We start from the raw sequence: 16,150 nt of genomic DNA, 5'->3' as shown, positions 1-16,150 counted from the left end.
AAAATTCGTAGAAACTCTGTATTCAGCAAAAACTACGATGAAGACACTACTCTTTCTCTTCCTTACCTTAAGCATTGCCTACGCCCAGACGAAAACGCCGGTTTATCGATTCACGTCGGCCGACAATCGGTTTCTGGATAGTCTGGAATACGACACGTTCCGCTATTTCTGGGAAACCGCCAACCCCGCCAATGGATTGATCCCCGACCGGGCACCAACGCCATCTTTCAGTAGTATTGCTGCGGTAGGTTTCGGGTTAACATCCTATCTGGTCGGCGTTGAGCGGGGCTATATCACACGAACACAGGCTGCCGACCGGACACTAAAAACGCTCCGTTTTTTTGCCAATGCACCGCAATCGGAGAAAGCAACCGGTGTGTCGGGTTACAAAGGCTTTTTCTATCATTTCCTGGATATGAAAACCGGGGAGCGCTTTAAGCAGGTTGAACTGTCTACGATTGATACGGCCTTACTACTGGGTGGTATTCTAAGCGCCCAGACTTATTTTAACAAGAATACGCCGGTTGAGGCCGAAATCCGGCAACTGGCCGACCAAATTTACGGTCGTGTCGACTGGACGTGGTTTCAGCATCATAAGCCATTTGTATCGATGGGATGGCATCCCGAAAAAGGATTTATCTCTGCCGACTGGAAAGGCTATAATGAAGGTATGCTGCTCTATATTCTGGCACTTGGTTCGCCCACCCATGCTGTTGGCCCAGATACGTGGGCGGCCTGGACGAAAAGCTATGAGTGGGCTGCCCCGAACTGGGCAACGTTTCAGAGCCAGGCACACGTGAATTTCGATCCATTATTCGGGCATCAATATTCGCATGTCTGGGTCGATTTTCGGGGCATTCAGGATAGCTATATGAAGAGTAAAGGCATCGACTATACCGAAAATTCGCGACGGGCAACCTACGCGAATCGGGCCTATTGCCTCTCAAACCCGGCCAAATGGCAAGACTACGGACCAACTATCTGGGGTTTGACTGCCTGCGACGGGCCGAAAGATACGACCGTTGCCAATCGTCACTTTTTCTCCTATCGCGCCCGCGGAGCGGCCAGCCAGCAGGTTATCGACGACGGTACCATTGCGCCCACAGCAGCGGGTGGTTCGCTGGCCTTTGCGCCTGAGATTTGTTTACCGGCTCTGAAAACGATGAAAGCCAGCTATGGCGGTAAACCATACGGTAAATACGGCTTTCGGGACGCCTTCAACCCCACCTATCGTTACCCATCTGCTTTCGCGAATGGGTCAACAAAAAACGGTTGGTTCGATATCGACTATCTGGGTATCGATCAGGGCCCCATTTTATTAATGGCCGAAAATGCCCGGACTAATTTTGTCTGGAATTTAATGAAACGAAATCCGCACATACGCCGAGGATTGCAGCGTGCCGGTTTCACAGGTGGGTGGCTGAAATAGCTTGCCTATTGACAAGTGAACGATACAGGCTTAGACCCCAACTGCGTTTTCGGATTGTCTTAGTTTGCTTTTCCGGAAGCCGTATGAGAAATAGATAGCCAACCCAATGATGAGCCAAATACCAAAAATCTGCCAGTTGCTTGCTCCCAGTTCGGTCATCAGGTACAGGTTCGTTAAAATGCCCACCACCGGAAGCAATGAGAAATTATGCCGAAAGCCCTGAACGGCCAGCAACGCCCAAACGCCCCAAAACACGAATAGCAAGGGTTTGCTTTCCATTGTTTCCAGCAAATTGGAACCGGTTAGCGCATAACCAGCTACCACAAGAAAAACCGGCGCGATAATATACTTACCATTGATGTAGGGAACCTTGAATTTAGACTGCGCCGAAAGTCCTTTGGCGTCTAAAAACAGGATACCCGCACAGACAAGAATAAAGGCAAAAAATGTACCGACGCTCGTCAGATCGACAAAGAATTTGAGATCCATGAACATAGAGGGTAAGGCTACGATTATACCGGTAATAATGGTGGCAAATGAGGGCGTTTTAAACTTGGGGTGAATGGTGGCGAAACGTTTCCAAAGCAGGCCGTCCCGGCTCATGGTCATCCAGATACGGGGCTGACCGAGTTGATAAACTAGTAAAGCACTCGTAATAGCAACAACCGCACTCACCGAAATCACACCCGCAACAAAATCAAGGTTTACCTTTTGAAACACATAGGCCAGAGGATCGCTTACGCCTAGTTCCTTATAATTAACCATTCCGGTTAGCACCAGCGTAATGAGCACGTATAGAACAGTACAAATAGCTAAGCAATAGAGCATGGCTCGGGGTAGATCGCGCTGTGGATTCTTGCACTCTTCGGCCGTTGTCGAAATGGAGTCGAAACCGATAAATGCGAAAAACACAGACGCTACTCCGCTCAACACGCCCGATATGCCATTGGGTGCAAATGGTGACCAGTTTGCCGGTTTTACGTAGAAGGCTCCTACTGAAATAACCAGGGCAATTACGGCCAGTTTTAGTACCACCAGAATATTACTTGCCGTTCGGGATTCTTTGATGCCGATGTAGACCAATGCCGTAATGAGGACTGTAACTGCTCCGGCAGGGAGATTGGCAATCAGTTTCAAACTACCTATTATCGGTGCATTCGCATACGCATCAGCCAGTAGGCGCGTATTTTCGGGTAATGTGCTTAGTGCAGCCCCACTCAGTTTCGTTTGCTGAACGAGATCGAATGCTTTTGAGGCTGAACCGTAGTCTGTAGCGAAATATTTGGGAAATGTGATACCAAATCCGCTCAGCATGGAGGTAAAATACTCCGACCATGAAATGGCGACAACCATATTGCTGACGGCATATTCCAGAATCAACGCCCAGCCAATGATCCAGGCAAAAATCTCTCCGAAAGCAACATAAGCGTAGGTATAAGCGCTACCACTTACCGGAACCGTACTGGCAAACTGTGCATAGCTAAGCGCCGTGAAAACGCAGGCAATGGCCGTAAACACAAATAATAAAGACACCGCAGGGCCACCGTTATAGCTTGCCAGCCCAATCGTGCTGAAAATTCCAGCGCCAATGATGGCTGCGATACCAAACGAGGTCAAATCACGAACACCCAGTGTCTTAACCAATTTGCTTGATTCGCCCTCGGCGGCATCACTCAGAATTTGTTTTACAGTTTTTTTGCGAAAGATGGACATGTATAGGTGGTGGAAAACGGTGTCTATTCACGTTAAACGCTAAAAATAGACATTCTTTCCGGTTCCAGCAAAAGCGAAAAACAGGTCTAAATCACTATTAGTAGGCACAAGCAGTTGATGGCCGTCGTATTCTGGCTAGACTTTCGAAAGACAGTTGATGCTTGTGCTCACTAATTACAATACTAAATGATCCAGTAAGATTACCTGCATCTCCTCCCCCATGCCTATGCGCAAGAAAATGAAAATCCACTACTGGTTTCGGCAAGCACAATCAAATTTGAAAGACACAATCTACGGAACGGTTACGATAGACCAGGAACATGTACAGCCATTTAGTATTGGAGTGAGTAAGGTAAGGCTCTTAATCATGAGCTCCGCGAGGAGGATTGTCGGTTTTGATTAACCGACCCCACATCGACCGCTTTTACAGACGAATTCACGGATATAAAGTATAGATTTTTTGCCCATAATCTTCGGATTATGGGCAAAAAATCTATACTAATTTACTAGCTACTATTATTTTCTTATTCACTCAAAATGATCGTTAAATTCAAAAAATTCAAGAGTTTTTTTGAGTCATACTTAAGAAAATAAAGCTAATTATTTTTCTTTTTCATACACGAAATCCATATTATAATACCTAAGTGTGAATGTATTGCCTGATACGACCGTACTCAAAGACGCCCCATTGAAATTAAGGATTAAGTTAGGAGGATTGTACTCATAGGTGCTAACTACAGGGGCAGTTGCCAGGTCTGTCTTGTTGTATTTCGAATAGCTCTCTACTGCATTGCTGGTTTTAAATGTAAAATAGTTGTACGTATCCTTACCCGTGAACTGGTCTTTATAAACAGGACCAATCCAGGTTGTACCGACTAATCCTCCAGGAACAACAGGAGAACTGTCGTCTTTTTTCGAACAGGAACCTAATACCGTCAGTAAGAACAGGAAAGCGAAGAGTTGTTTCATAAAGGGGATAAAAAATTGTTAGACATTACTTGGTTAGGACTTTGGCTTCGAGCCGTGCCACGGTTTCTAATCACGTGCTTCCTAACCGTGGCACGGCTCGAAGCCAAAGTCCTATTGGCATTATACGCTGGTTTAATAGCTGATTGGCTTCAAATGATTTATCGATAGATGAGTATGCTTCCGCGATATGTCTGAACTACATCACTCTTCAACGTCCTGTAATAGAAGACGTAAGAATAAACATCATTAGGGCAAACATTGCCTTTATATTCGCCATCCCATTTTGGGTTTGAGCTTTCTTCGCTGTAGATCGGATTACCCCAACGATTATAAATATCCAGCTTTATAGCTTCTCCGCCGACGACAATCAGTTTGAAAATATCGTTTGCACCGTTACGATCAGGTGTAAATGCAGTAGGGGCAAAAATTTGAGCCGAACAAGGTCCATCGACTGTTATGGTTCTTGTCTTGGAACAACCAAACTGATTGCTGATTTTTACCTTGTAAATGCCTTCATTTTGAATCTCAATAACTGGTCTCGTTTCTCCCAGATCCTGCCACTCGTAACTTAAATTATCTTCTAAACCACCGGCTTCAATCGTTTTTTCCAGGCACATTGTCAGGTCACCCTTTATTTTGGGCGAAGGATTCATGGTTACGTTAACAGAATCTTTGGCCTGGCAAGCCGATTGGTAGACAGACAAGGTATAGAGCCCCGATTTTTTAGGTGCTATTGAAGGGGTTGTCTCGCCGGTTGACCAAATGTAGGTTGTGGTAGCTGTCAGGTTGGTTATTTGGGGCTTAAATTCTATCGGCTCTCCCTCGCATATAGTTACATCATTACCCAAATCCACGATTGGTGTTTGACCTATCTCAATGCTTCGGGTTGCCGAACATCCTTCAGCAGTACTGACTTTTACCTGGTATTTTCCAGCATTATTGACTGTCAAACTTGTATTTCTAACTCCGCCCGGAGACCATTCATACGTTAAATTGTTGCCAGTGGCACCGGCATCAATGGTTATTGAATTAGTGGATAAACAAAGCTTCTCATCAGGTTTGATTGTTGGTTTGGTGCCGACAATGACATCAACAGTATCTTTCGCTTCGCAATTTGACGTGGTGTTTTTGACCGTAATTACATATTTCCCACTCTGACGAACCAGTATTTTAGTTGAGTTCACCGTTGTTCCGCCCGGTAATGACCAAACATAGCTGTTCCAGGTCGCGTTAGTTGGGCTGGAAAGTGTAACTGTATCACAAGCTGAGATATTGTTTTTGCCGAAACTGTAGGTAGCTGCGCTTGTAAAATCGACAGTAATTTCTTTTTCCAGATAGCACGTATTATCTGTTGGATTGGTAACTCTGACTTTGAAGATTTGAGTGCCTGTACCAGACACCGTCAATGTATCCTGAGTCGCTTTTGTAGTGGGAATTCCGTTTCCAGACCACAGTAGGGGTGAATTGGCATTAGCCTGAAGTTGAACACTTCCACAAGCTCTGCCTACAATTTTCGGATTTACGTCTAAAATGACAATGGGTATTAACGCCGATTTCGCTGAATCAATTATGCACTGTCCCACTTCTTTCACGCTAACGAAATAGCTTCCTGATTGAGTGGGCTTAAACGAAGATTGATTAGCTGCACTTATTGGTTTGCTGTCCAAAAACCATTGAAAAACCAGGCTGGGAGCACTTGAGGTCGCTTTTGCCGATAATGTGATATCATTGCAATTGGCCCCTTTGGTAATTGTTGCTGTAACTGATAATGGTTCTTTTATATAGGAACTAATCAAATTGGGTAATCCTAACTGGCTATTCTTGTTTGAGAGATAGATTCCCTGCTCAACATAATTACAGGCTGTTCCTTTAAGATCAGGTTTATTGATTACGCCTAAATATTTCGTACCATCAAGAGCTACATAAATTAAATTGTCGGGCGCAATTTGTAATGCTCCAATTCTGACCGCTCCTGTTGCATTGGTAGCCACACCTATTTCGACTCTGGACGATGCAAAATTTGCGTCGCTAGTAGCGTTAGCGTCAAATTGATGAATGATTTTCGACTCAGCGCTTGAAACATATAAATATTTATTGTTAGGAGAAAATTCTGCACCATAAGCATAGCGCGTGGCAGCATCCTGAAATGTAATAACGTTCGATAAAACGCCAGTAGCATTGTCGAAATTAAACAATTCTACCCTTCGGGCAGACCAACTGCATACGGCAATTTTCCGTCCGTTATTGGATGCTTTCAGATAACCAATTGCTGCAGTAAAATCACCCTGAACGCTGCCTACTTTGCTTTCTACAAAAGTCGTACTCAATCCATCTTTGGTAATTTGATAGGCTCTAAATGTATTATTGTTGATTTCATGCATAACTACCCAGAAATCTATGTTATTACAGTGCCTGATCGCCGTAATTTTTTCGGATGCTTTTACCAGCAGGCTATTATTTTTAGAAATTATACCTCCCAGGCCTCCGTTCAGGGTCATATCAACTATAGCATATTGAAGAGGACCCCCTTCTTTATCCACTGAAAAAACAAAATACCGATTAGGATTGCCAGGTTGTGGAACAATTATTCCTGATTGCGAAGCTGATTCATCACCACCTAAACTTACTGCATTTGGCATAGTTGAATGTGTCTTATTCCAAATAGAACGGCCATCGGTGTAGAAGAGTAAATTGCCGTTTTGATTACAAATGGTAGCACAGCCTTCCGATATACTCAATGCTCCATCTGTCAGCGGAATAGGCTTTCCGGAATTAAAATCAAGACCAGCGTTTTTTCCGAAATACCATACGTTGGCCTGCTTACTAGTTTGGCCCAATAGAAATGGTGGATTAAAAAAAAGCAGTATTGAGATGAGTAGTACGTTTTTCATTTTATGTAATGGGTGGAATCTGCATTGCAATGACAACCAATTTTACCAATCTTCATTAAGCTAGCCTCGACAAGTCGGGTAGCTTGTGTCCGACTTCTCAAGGCTTCAAGTCAGAGAAGCTGGTCTGCCGACGGGAACTACCCAAACGAATGCCCATCAACTTTTTCTTTATGCCTTCTGAGCCTGTTAATGTAACAGCAAACAGATTATTTTTTTAGTGTTTTGCTTACTGTTTTGTTTGCTATACGATTAAAAGCCGCCTTCCTGGCTTTTAAAGTGGGTTCTGGAAGGAAATAGAAATTCTTTCCATTTTTTTGTACGTTGCTTACACATTCATCTCATGCCAACAGTGCATGATTTGTCGTTTATCATTTATCATTCATGATCCAGTATGTCCATTCGGGTTCAGAACCTAACGAAAGAATATAACAACCAGCGGGCCGTTAATCAGATTTCACTGACGGTTCAACCGGGTGAAATTGTCGGATTTCTTGGTCCTAATGGGGCTGGTAAGTCAACAACCATGAAGGTCGCTACGGGTTACCTGCCTCCTACTGATGGTACGGTCGAAGTGAACGGTTTCGATGTCAGAACGCATCCAATGGATGTGCGTCGGAGCATTGGCTACCTGCCTGAACACAATCCGCTTTACCTCGATTTATACGTTAAAGAATACCTGCGCTTTGCCGGATCATTACATAACCTGCGTGGTTCAGCGCTGACCCAACGCATGGCCGATGTACTTGAATTGGTTGGATTGGGCCGCGAGCAGCATAAACGCATTGGTCAACTTTCAAAAGGTTACCGCCAGCGGGTTGGGTTAGCGCAGGCCCTACTACATAACCCGCCCGTACTGATCCTTGATGAACCAACTACGGGCCTGGACCCGAACCAACTAGCCGAAATCAGGCAGGTTATTCGTAATGCCGGACGCAACAAAACGGTCCTCTTTTCAACGCACATCATGCAGGAAGTGGAAGCCGTCTGCGACCGTGTTGTGATCATCAATCGAGGGCAGATTGTTGCCGATGGGTCATTAAGCCAGCTCAGAAGCGCATCGGCAGGCGATGGCATCGTGGTTGTAGCCGAATTTGAGGATGATTTATCGACGCCAGATATATTGAAAACCGTATCTGGAATTGAGCGGGTCGAGCCGCTGGGGCAGGGTCAATATCGAATCACAGCGGCTCCAAATACGGATTTAAGGGCCGCTATTTTTCGTCTGGCTGCCGATCAGAACCTGACCCTTATTGGTCTTCGCCAGCAGGAAAGTTCGCTGGAAGGGATTTTTAAAGAGCTGACAAAATAAGAAATGGCCATGCACCAAAGCAGAGTTTACCTTGGTGCATGGCCATTTCTTATTTTGTAGTACTTATCGGGCCGTTGCCATCAACGGATATTGATCGAAAATTGATCGGACAATTCCTTTGAAGTAATTATTCTTAAAGTTTGGATTACGCATCATCTTCGACGCATAGCCTTTCCAGATAACCTGATACGACTCGGCATCGATCAGCGAAATCATCAAAGTACCTTCATCCAGGTTGTAATCAATACGCTTGTAGGTTGCATCATCGTCTTCACGAACAACCCAGTCCTTGATAACGGGCTGCTGATACCCCCGGAACCGAAGATCTGACCGGAAAATATTATACGATATCAGCAGGTTCGGATTGCGGTTACTAACACGATAACCACGAGCTTCCATCTGATGACGGATGGCGTCCTGAATATCGGAGCAGAGAAGTGTCGAGTCGACAAATTCGCACTCTAAAAAATTAAACGATTCGTAGTTCTTAAAATGGCCCTCGTAGCTATAATCATGCTCCACAAACAGTCTACTGGGCGAACAACCCGCCATAGCGACAATAGCCAGTACAAACAAAACACCGATGCACTTTTTCATACTCCAGCTCGTAAAGGTTTTCGATAAATATACTCAGTTGAATTAGTAGTGAAATCAATCTTTTGGTCGAACCCAAATATAACCGTAAATGTTTGGCAAACAATAGCCTACTGCCAAATTTTAATTCTTATTTACCCCCCGGTAAAACTCCAGCCCCCGGCGCATTTCGCCTGCCGTAACCGAAACATCGAATGTACAACTACCCGGTCCATCGAGCAATGCCATCCGAACCTGATTACCCCGATTCTTTTTGTCCTGTAAGGTAAGTGCCAGAATCGGTTCCGTATCTGCATCGGTTAGTCGTACATTTCCATATACGGCAAACATGTATTCTTCGATTTGTGTCAGCAGGTTTTCATCGATCATCTTTTTGTGAAAGGCAATGTAGGCTTCGGCAACCATGCCAACGGCAATGGCTTCGCCGTGTAACAAACGCTTCCGGGGCTGCGTCAAATAGTAGGTTTCCACAGCATGGCCCAGTGTATGGCCGAAGTTCAGAATTTTACGTAGCCCCTTCTCCGTTGGGTCTTGCTCGACTACGCGTTGCTTCACGGCAACAGAATGAGCTACCAGGGCAGCCCAGTCCTGCTCGTCAAGATCGCGACGGCGAATCTCATCCCACATGGTCGCATCGGCAATCAGGCAATGTTTGATAACCTCGGCAAAACCCGACCGTAATTCCCGCTCTGGCAGTGTTGTTAGAAATACGGGATCAATCAGGACGGTATCTGGTTGCTTAAAAACCCCGATGTGATTTTTAAAACCTCGAAAATCAATACCCAGTTTACCGCCCACGCTGGCGTCTACCTGTGAGAGAAGTGTAGTAGGCAGTTGCGCAAAGGCAATACCCCGTTTGTAGGTAGCTGCACAGAAACCGCCCATATCGCCAATAACACCACCACCGAGGTTCAGTACCAATGCATGACGGTCGAAGTTAGCTCGTGTTAGAGCGTCCCAGATCATTTCACAGGTAGCGATATGCTTCTGTTCCTCACCAGCCTTAATCCGAACAAGGGTATGTTTCGGTAAAAACGCTTTCAGATCAGGATAGCAAAAACGAAAGGTATGATTGTCGGCAATAATGGCAACAGCCGAAAAATCGTAGGATTCCAGGAAAGCAGGCAGGCTTTCAGCGATGGGGGCAATAGTTACAGTTGACATATCGTAAAAGTACAGTAGTACTCGGTCGGTACATAAGTAGACCGGCAAGTATTTTTAATATCGGCCGAAATTATAGCTTTGTAGGTACTATTCAGACTTAACCTATATCCTTTCCCACCTATGAAGTATCGCTACCGCGTTCTGACCGGTTTATTTCTACTCTCAACCATCACGTATCTCGACCGGGTCTGCATGAACGTGGTCAGTAAATATGTAAAAGCTGACCTGCATCTTGACAACGAACAATTTGGCTATATTCTGGGTGCATTTTCGTTATCATACGCCTTATTTGAAATCCCTACTGGCTCGCTGGGCGACAAAATTGGGCCGCGCCGAATTCTGACTCGGGTAGTGTTGTGGTGGTCTGGTTTTACGGCCCTTACTGGCACGGCATTCTCATTTATTTATCTACTCGTAGTCCGGTTTCTGTTTGGTGCTGGTGAGGCCGGTGCCTACCCAAACGCGTCTATTGCGATTGCCCGTTGGTTCCCGGCCGTTGAAGTGGGGCGGGCTCAATCGGTCATCTGGGCCGCCGGTCGATTGGGTGGTGCCTTAACCCCTTTACTGGTCATTCCTCTCGTCCACTGGGCTGGCTGGCGGTGGGCCTTTGGCATATTAGGTATAGTAGGCGTTCTATGGGCTGTAGTCTGGTTTTTCTGGTTCCGCGATGAACCAGCAGCTAAAGAAGGGATCAGTGACGAAGAAGTCCGGGAAATTGAGCAGGGGCGAAAAATCAAATACTCCGACCATCAGATTCCGTGGCAAACCATCATCCGCAACCCTGATTTATGGGCCCTGATGTTGATGTGTCATTTGTTTTTCTACGGCTCGTACTTCTTCACAAACTGGTCGTCAGTCTATTTTCAGGAGGGGCGGGGTATGACCGAAGATCAAACGAAAAACTTTATTTCCCTGTCATATTTTCTGGGCGCAGTTGGCTGTCTGGTGGGTGGAGTCTTGAGCGACCTGCTGACCAAACGATACGGGCTGAAAATAGGCCGTAGAGCCGTTGGCATAGGTGGCCTGGGGCTATCAAGTTTGTTTTTTCTGCTGGCAGGAATGACTACCGACAATCAGATGGCGGGCTATTTGCTAGCGATATGCGTATTAATGAAAGACTTAGCCCTGCCCGTTGCGTTTGCGGTATGTGTCGACATTGGCCAGCGAAACGCGGGTACGGTAACGGGTTCGATGAACTTTGCCGGGCAATTAGGCGGCTTTTTTATCACCATCCTGTTCGGCATTATCGTCAAACAGACGAATAATTTCAATTACCCACTATTCATGATTTCGGGTTGCCTGCTGGTCAGTGCCTTATTATGGCTCCGCATTGACCCAACTAAGGCTGTGACTATAAAATAAAAATAGCGTGGGTACAATACCCACGCTATCAATACTAGAAGGCTGTTTGGTTAGGAGATCACTTTCAACCCATCGGCAAAGGCTTTCATCTGGCCTATTGTGCCCAGACTGACGCGGCATCAATACGGACCGTCGAATTTCCACTGGCGCATACTTACACCCTGTTTCAGCATCCGGCCCACAAAACCGTCATCCGAATCGGGAACATCACGAAGGTGGCCCCGAGGACAATCACTTCAGAATCAAAAACCGAACCACTTGCCGCCTGTTATTCGTCCCGTCAGCTGTAATAAAGTAGCTTCCTGCGGGGAAAGCCCCAAGATCAAAGGTGATCTTTTCAGTAGTAGCTGACTTTTTTTGTTGCACTTGTTTCCCATTACTATCAATCATAGTGAACGTATAAGTCTCGGAGCTAGTGGGATACACATGGATAAAGTCAGACGCCGGATTGGGGCCAACGGTAAAAAGGGGATTTTCCGTTGGTAAATCGCTCTCCAGAATCACGGCTTGTCCTCTTCGGGCAGATGCTGACGACGCATAAACAGGGCTCGAAGGAGTGATCGTTGTGCTCACGCTGCTTCCGGCGTCTAATCCCGTTGGCAGCGTCATATCGGCTGACTTCATCTCTGAAAACAGATCCGTTTTAAGGCCCAAATGGATCTGTTGAGCCTGCTGGGCTGGATCAGCCATATGTACGACAACCGTATTGGTGGTAACATTTTTCAGTATAACCACACAAGGCTTATCGACCTTTACAAGTACACCGTCGGCTTTAAACTCCCCGGCCTGATAAAAGACGATCTGCCAGATTCCTAACGCATTATGCCGGACCGCCTGCTGGGTTGAGTCATTGGCCAGGATACTGATATTGTTGCCGTTATAAGCCTGCATTTGGCTGGCAGACGTTTTTCCAGGGGTCACAATGTAGGCGTAGTCCGCATTGGCAGGCTTCAAGCCGTGTTTAAACCAAAGTTTGAAAACGTCCGCAGTGACCTTTTCAGAAGGTATGGCGCTATTGATCGATGACCAATTACCGGTTTGTGCCTGATTGCTAACCGAAACCTTGCCTCCTTTGGGGAAAAAATAACCGACATTTCCCTGCAACACCCATTTTACGTTGCTGTCATAGTCACGACCACCTTTGCCCAGTACGGACACAGTACCTGAACCATCAGCTATCGTAACATCGGTTTTCAGCAGGCATTGATTGAGCGTAGTATTGATAGCCTGGGCAGCTCCGGAAGTTATGCCAGACCCTAAACAGACAATCTCCTCGTCAAAGAAAAACCATGATTTCTTCGCAGTAGTGTTATAATCCTTCATGGCATAAACACTGGCCCCATACACCCCATCCGATACACCACCAACAAAAGGTGTTTTTCCAAAATTTTTGCCCCATGCTGTCCGTACGGGAATACTGGTAATTTCCGGCACGGTTGTACCTGGAATTTTATTCCAATCCCAAACCGGAAAAATATTGAAATATTCATCCCCATTCACGGCAATGTAACTCACTCCCTCGGTCAGGTAATACCCTTTCAGGTTTTCACCATTACCATTTTCAGATTTTGCCGTCCGGGTGGAAACGCTACGCAGCCCAAAGGTATAGTCGGGCCTGAGATGCAACGAATAATCGGACCGCCAGTAATGAATATGTTCAGAAAGAACGTTATAGGACGCAGGCTGTTTTTGCCCCATTCGTTGAATCGCATCATCATAAGCACCTGCATTGGCGGAGATGTCGACTGCCTTCGCTTTTTCTAACACCCCTTCGTCGGCATCACCCGCGTTTTTCCGGCTCACGCCACGACCAAATAGATTAAAATCGGCATAGGCACCCCTGTGAGGTTTGATGAACCCATTTCTAACAAAGTTGGAAAAAATAGCGATTTTATCTGCCGGGAACGCAAGAGACGTGCCTACCACCCAGGAGGCAATATTTGCGAATCCGGAAATGTAGTTGCGCCCGTATCCATATGTGTATAATTGGGGCCCATGAAACCTAAACGAATTGTCTTTCTGCAACCCCATTGCCCCCATTGCAATCCGAATTGTGTTTTTTACCGGTGTGATTGCCTGATTTAATGTCGTTTGATTTTTTGTGAGGCATGCACGCATCACATAGTGCTCCGCAACGTCGGTTAGGTTGGAGCCGGTCTCATCTGCAAATCTGCTAATTGGACGGCCTTTTGTCATCCAGGCAAGCATTTGATTTTCCAGCGTTGACGATATGCCGTTGGGCGACTTTCGAAGGCAAATCAATGTGTTACCAATAGATCTCGGGACACTGATCGTAAGAGCAAACCAGTTCGCGCACCTTGGCTCAGGATCCAGTCCTAACCAGTAATTCATTCCCCCCTCTATTTTTTGTTTCAACTCAGCCTTGTCATAATAAGCGCTGGACGGATTAGCATATGCCCTGGCAAAAAGTCCTAATCGAACCAGATGGGTAAGGGGTTGCCAGTTATTCAGGCTGGTTGACTTATAATTAATATCGCTCCAGGAATAGTCGGAGCGCTGAGCATTTGATAACGAGGCTACATTAGCGTCCAGGGTAGCCCCGCTTGACGACTGGAAATCATTGTAAATCCGGTCCATGATCAGATCAAAATCCGCAGTAGATTGCCCGTAGCTGTAGGCCTGCGCAAGGAGTACAATGAAGAGCATTTTAGCTCTATCCGCCAATTTAAAAAAATGGAACAATGACTTCATAAACGATACAAGTTAAATGGAATAGAATTAATTGAATTTTTGTCACTTATTTTTATAATTTTCCCAAAAATAAGTATATATTCTAATACATTACAACTAATAAATAAAAAAAATATACAATTTAATATAAGTATAGTATAAACATAGATTTATCTCCATTACAGGCCTCCTTGTGGTGTCCTATTTTTCAACGTCGATAATGTACTTAAAAGCCACTCCTCATTACAATACTATTTTAAATTTAATTACTATTTTTATATAGTAAAATTTAGCTATATTGTATATTTATTTATATTTTGATGGCTAGATTTTAGTTAAATCCAAATGAAGTATCTATTAATCCATTTGTTTTCCTCTAACTATCAGAATCGGTATGGCAACCAGTTGCCATACCGATTCTGATAGAGATCTGCCAGTTTAAATGTTAGAAATTTGCAGCTTTACCTGTATCCCACCACAGGCGGGTTGCAATATCATCCTTCGCGCCTGTACCCATTTTTGTTACAGCATCGGTAATAGCGTCAGTATTACCAGTTCGCTCAGCAGTTACAAAAGGCATTCTTTTGATCCATTGATCTGCCGGAATAGCGCCCCAGTCACCATTGCTGTCATTTTTGGCCACACCAGGTATTTTCGGATAGCCCGTCCTTCTAAAATCTACCCATGCTTCCACTGTATTGGTGAAGGTATTGATGTATTTCTGGGTAATAATTTTCTCCAGTTTCATCTCGTTCGGGTCCGATTCGTTCCATGCAACAGTAATGGTCGAGGCCGCCGTGAAATTGTTACGCGCGTCAATCGGGTCAACATAGTTAATCGGCTTGCTGGTTTTGTCTGCCAGATAAGCATCCACACCACCTGCGCCCCAATCCGCAAAGGACAACTTGATACCTTCTTCGTAGTTGGTTTTGGGATCACCTGCGCCCGTCCAGCCTCTGAGTCCGGCTTCCGCTTTCAAAAATGCCACTTCTGCCGCCGTGAAGTTTCTTCTGGTTTGTACAGTCTGAAAATCTTCACTCACTTTCGAGAAAGGCACGTGATCCGCTTTTGCCTTGATGTAAGCACCATTCCTTATACCTTTATAAGGCACAGAAGGGTGATCTGCATACAAGGCGGCATTGGATATGGGCGCAAAATATTTAGAAATCCGGCCATCTTTTAAACCTATCAAGAAGGATTCCAATGGCGCTCCCATGCGGGTATCGTCCCACTCGTAGCAAATCTGAGCAACCGGTATCTTGTTACCATTCAATGAATTGACAAAATTATCGGCATTAGTCGTTATTAATCCAGCAGGATCGCTCAATGCTTTTTCACCCTGGGTTTTGGCCATTGCCGGGTCCACTTTTGATATACGCATAGCCAGTCTCAGACGCAGGGAATTTACTACTTTCATCCAGGAAGGAATACTGCCATTGTATTTGGTAGGATCAAATTTTTTGAACCCTGTATACTCTTTATTAGCAGTAAATTCTGTTTGGATAGAATCTAGTTGACTAAAAAAAAGTGGATACAAATCGGCTTCCTTGTCATACGGAATTGAATTAGCAGTAGTACCGTATTGCGAATAAATGATCGGCCCGTGTAGTGCCGTCAATTTGGTCATAGCCAGAATACGTATCAACTTGGCCCAGGTTGCAAATAAGGGCAAATTATTTTCCTGGGCGAGCTTAATCACTTGTTTTGCCGGAGACATGACGCTACCATACTCCCTTCCCCAAAACGAGTTCCAGCGTATGTAGTAAGTCGTGTTGTTCACATTACCCACAAAGTCTGTCGGCGTACCCATATAGCCCATCCAGTTATCAGCGCATAAATCCTCTTCGATCTGGTGACCGTTGAGGTTGAAGATCATATTAGAAAAAGGGGAGCCGACGAGGTTGAAATCCTGTTTGAGAAGCTCATCCGAAATTTGATTCGGATTCTGGTTAGTCTCTATAAAATTATCGGTACACGCTGCGAATGCGATCAGGCATACCAGTGCTATAATTATTTTTTTCATGTTGC

The 16,150-nt window shown here is 45.2% G+C and carries 10 protein-coding genes and 1 pseudogene; 3 read left to right on the top strand and 8 right to left on the bottom strand.

The window, feature by feature from the left end:
- Positions 1–37 precede the first annotated feature (37 nt).
- A complete protein-coding gene (locus tag GJR95_RS19555) occupies positions 38–1,429 on the top strand; it encodes a glucoamylase family protein (protein WP_162387465.1) in 1,392 nt (463 codons plus the stop codon).
- A gap of 30 nt (positions 1,430–1,459) precedes the next feature.
- Here the strand turns inward: GJR95_RS19555 and GJR95_RS19550 are convergent, their stop codons facing one another.
- From GJR95_RS19550 to GJR95_RS19540, 3 genes are all read right to left on the bottom strand, one after another.
- A complete protein-coding gene (locus GJR95_RS19550) occupies positions 1,460–3,142 on the bottom strand; it encodes an amino acid permease (RefSeq protein ID WP_162387464.1) in 1,683 nt (560 codons plus the stop codon).
- A 600-nt stretch (positions 3,143–3,742) separates the two neighbouring features.
- On the bottom strand, positions 3,743–4,111 hold the full coding sequence (locus tag GJR95_RS19545) for a hypothetical protein (protein ID WP_162387463.1): 369 nt from the start codon (positions 4,109–4,111) through the stop codon (positions 3,743–3,745).
- Between the two features lie 158 nt (positions 4,112–4,269).
- Positions 4,270–7,002 carry a T9SS type B sorting domain-containing protein gene (locus tag GJR95_RS19540; RefSeq protein ID WP_162387462.1) on the bottom strand — a complete coding sequence of 911 codons (2,733 nt, stop codon included), beginning with the start codon at positions 7,000–7,002 and terminating at the stop codon, positions 4,270–4,272.
- 391 nt (positions 7,003–7,393) lie between these two features.
- On the opposite strand from GJR95_RS19540, the gene gldA reads away from it, so the two are divergent.
- Entirely contained in the window at positions 7,394–8,311 is a 918-nt protein-coding gene (gldA, locus tag GJR95_RS19535; protein WP_162387461.1) for a gliding motility-associated ABC transporter ATP-binding subunit GldA, read from the top strand.
- A 63-nt stretch (positions 8,312–8,374) separates the two neighbouring features.
- Here the strand turns inward: gldA and GJR95_RS19530 are convergent, their stop codons facing one another.
- Complete coding sequence (locus GJR95_RS19530) at positions 8,375–8,908, bottom strand: DUF4136 domain-containing protein (RefSeq protein ID WP_162387460.1); 534 nt, start codon at positions 8,906–8,908, stop codon at positions 8,375–8,377.
- A gap of 120 nt (positions 8,909–9,028) precedes the next feature.
- Positions 9,029–10,069 (bottom strand): 3-dehydroquinate synthase, encoded by a 1,041-nt coding sequence (gene aroB, locus GJR95_RS19525; RefSeq protein WP_162387459.1) that lies wholly within the window; start codon positions 10,067–10,069, stop codon positions 9,029–9,031.
- Between the two features lie 120 nt (positions 10,070–10,189).
- Between aroB and GJR95_RS19520 the strand changes: the two genes are divergently transcribed.
- Positions 10,190–11,431, top strand: coding sequence for an MFS transporter (locus GJR95_RS19520; RefSeq protein ID WP_162387458.1), 1,242 nt, complete (start codon positions 10,190–10,192; stop codon positions 11,429–11,431).
- Positions 11,432–11,481: 50 nt separating this feature from the next.
- Here GJR95_RS19520 and GJR95_RS42185 read toward each other — a convergent pair.
- The 3 genes and pseudogenes from GJR95_RS42185 to GJR95_RS19505 all read right to left on the bottom strand — a co-directional run.
- A pseudogene (locus GJR95_RS42185) lies at positions 11,482–11,654 on the bottom strand (pyridoxal phosphate-dependent aminotransferase); the annotation flags it as partial.
- A gap of 8 nt (positions 11,655–11,662) precedes the next feature.
- Positions 11,663–14,143, bottom strand: coding sequence for a polysaccharide lyase family 8 super-sandwich domain-containing protein (locus GJR95_RS19510; protein WP_162387457.1), 2,481 nt, complete (start codon positions 14,141–14,143; stop codon positions 11,663–11,665).
- Between the two features lie 424 nt (positions 14,144–14,567).
- Positions 14,568–16,145 carry a SusD/RagB family nutrient-binding outer membrane lipoprotein gene (locus GJR95_RS19505; protein ID WP_162387456.1) on the bottom strand — a complete coding sequence of 526 codons (1,578 nt, stop codon included), beginning with the start codon at positions 16,143–16,145 and terminating at the stop codon, positions 14,568–14,570.
- Positions 16,146–16,150 lie beyond the last annotated feature (5 nt).

Source organism: Spirosoma endbachense (assembly GCF_010233585.1).
Taxonomy (GTDB): Bacteria; Bacteroidota; Bacteroidia; order Cytophagales; family Spirosomataceae; genus Spirosoma; species Spirosoma endbachense.
This window is presented reverse-complemented; position numbering and strand designations above follow the sequence as displayed.

What these genes read in the sequence shown, in the direction of transcription:
- GJR95_RS19530 (WP_162387460.1), bottom strand. Translation starts at nt 8,908, where the DNA reads ATGAAAAAGTGCATCGGTGTTTTGTTTGTACTGGCTATTGTCGCTATG.
- GJR95_RS19505 (WP_162387456.1), bottom strand. Translation starts at nt 16,145, where the DNA reads ATGAAAAAAATAATTATAGCACTGGTATGCCTGATCGCATTCGCAGCG.
- GJR95_RS19540 (WP_162387462.1), bottom strand. Translation starts at nt 7,002, where the DNA reads ATGAAAAACGTACTACTCATCTCAATACTGCTTTTTTTTAATCCACCA.
- gldA (WP_162387461.1), top strand. Translation starts at nt 7,394, where the DNA reads ATGTCCATTCGGGTTCAGAACCTAACGAAAGAATATAACAACCAGCGG.
- GJR95_RS19555 (WP_162387465.1), top strand. Translation starts at nt 38, where the DNA reads ATGAAGACACTACTCTTTCTCTTCCTTACCTTAAGCATTGCCTACGCC.
- GJR95_RS19545 (WP_162387463.1), bottom strand. Translation starts at nt 4,111, where the DNA reads ATGAAACAACTCTTCGCTTTCCTGTTCTTACTGACGGTATTAGGTTCC.
- GJR95_RS19550 (WP_162387464.1), bottom strand. Translation starts at nt 3,142, where the DNA reads ATGTCCATCTTTCGCAAAAAAACTGTAAAACAAATTCTGAGTGATGCC.
- GJR95_RS19520 (WP_162387458.1), top strand. Translation starts at nt 10,190, where the DNA reads ATGAAGTATCGCTACCGCGTTCTGACCGGTTTATTTCTACTCTCAACC.
- GJR95_RS19510 (WP_162387457.1), bottom strand. Translation starts at nt 14,143, where the DNA reads ATGAAGTCATTGTTCCATTTTTTTAAATTGGCGGATAGAGCTAAAATG.
- aroB (WP_162387459.1), bottom strand. Translation starts at nt 10,069, where the DNA reads ATGTCAACTGTAACTATTGCCCCCATCGCTGAAAGCCTGCCTGCTTTC.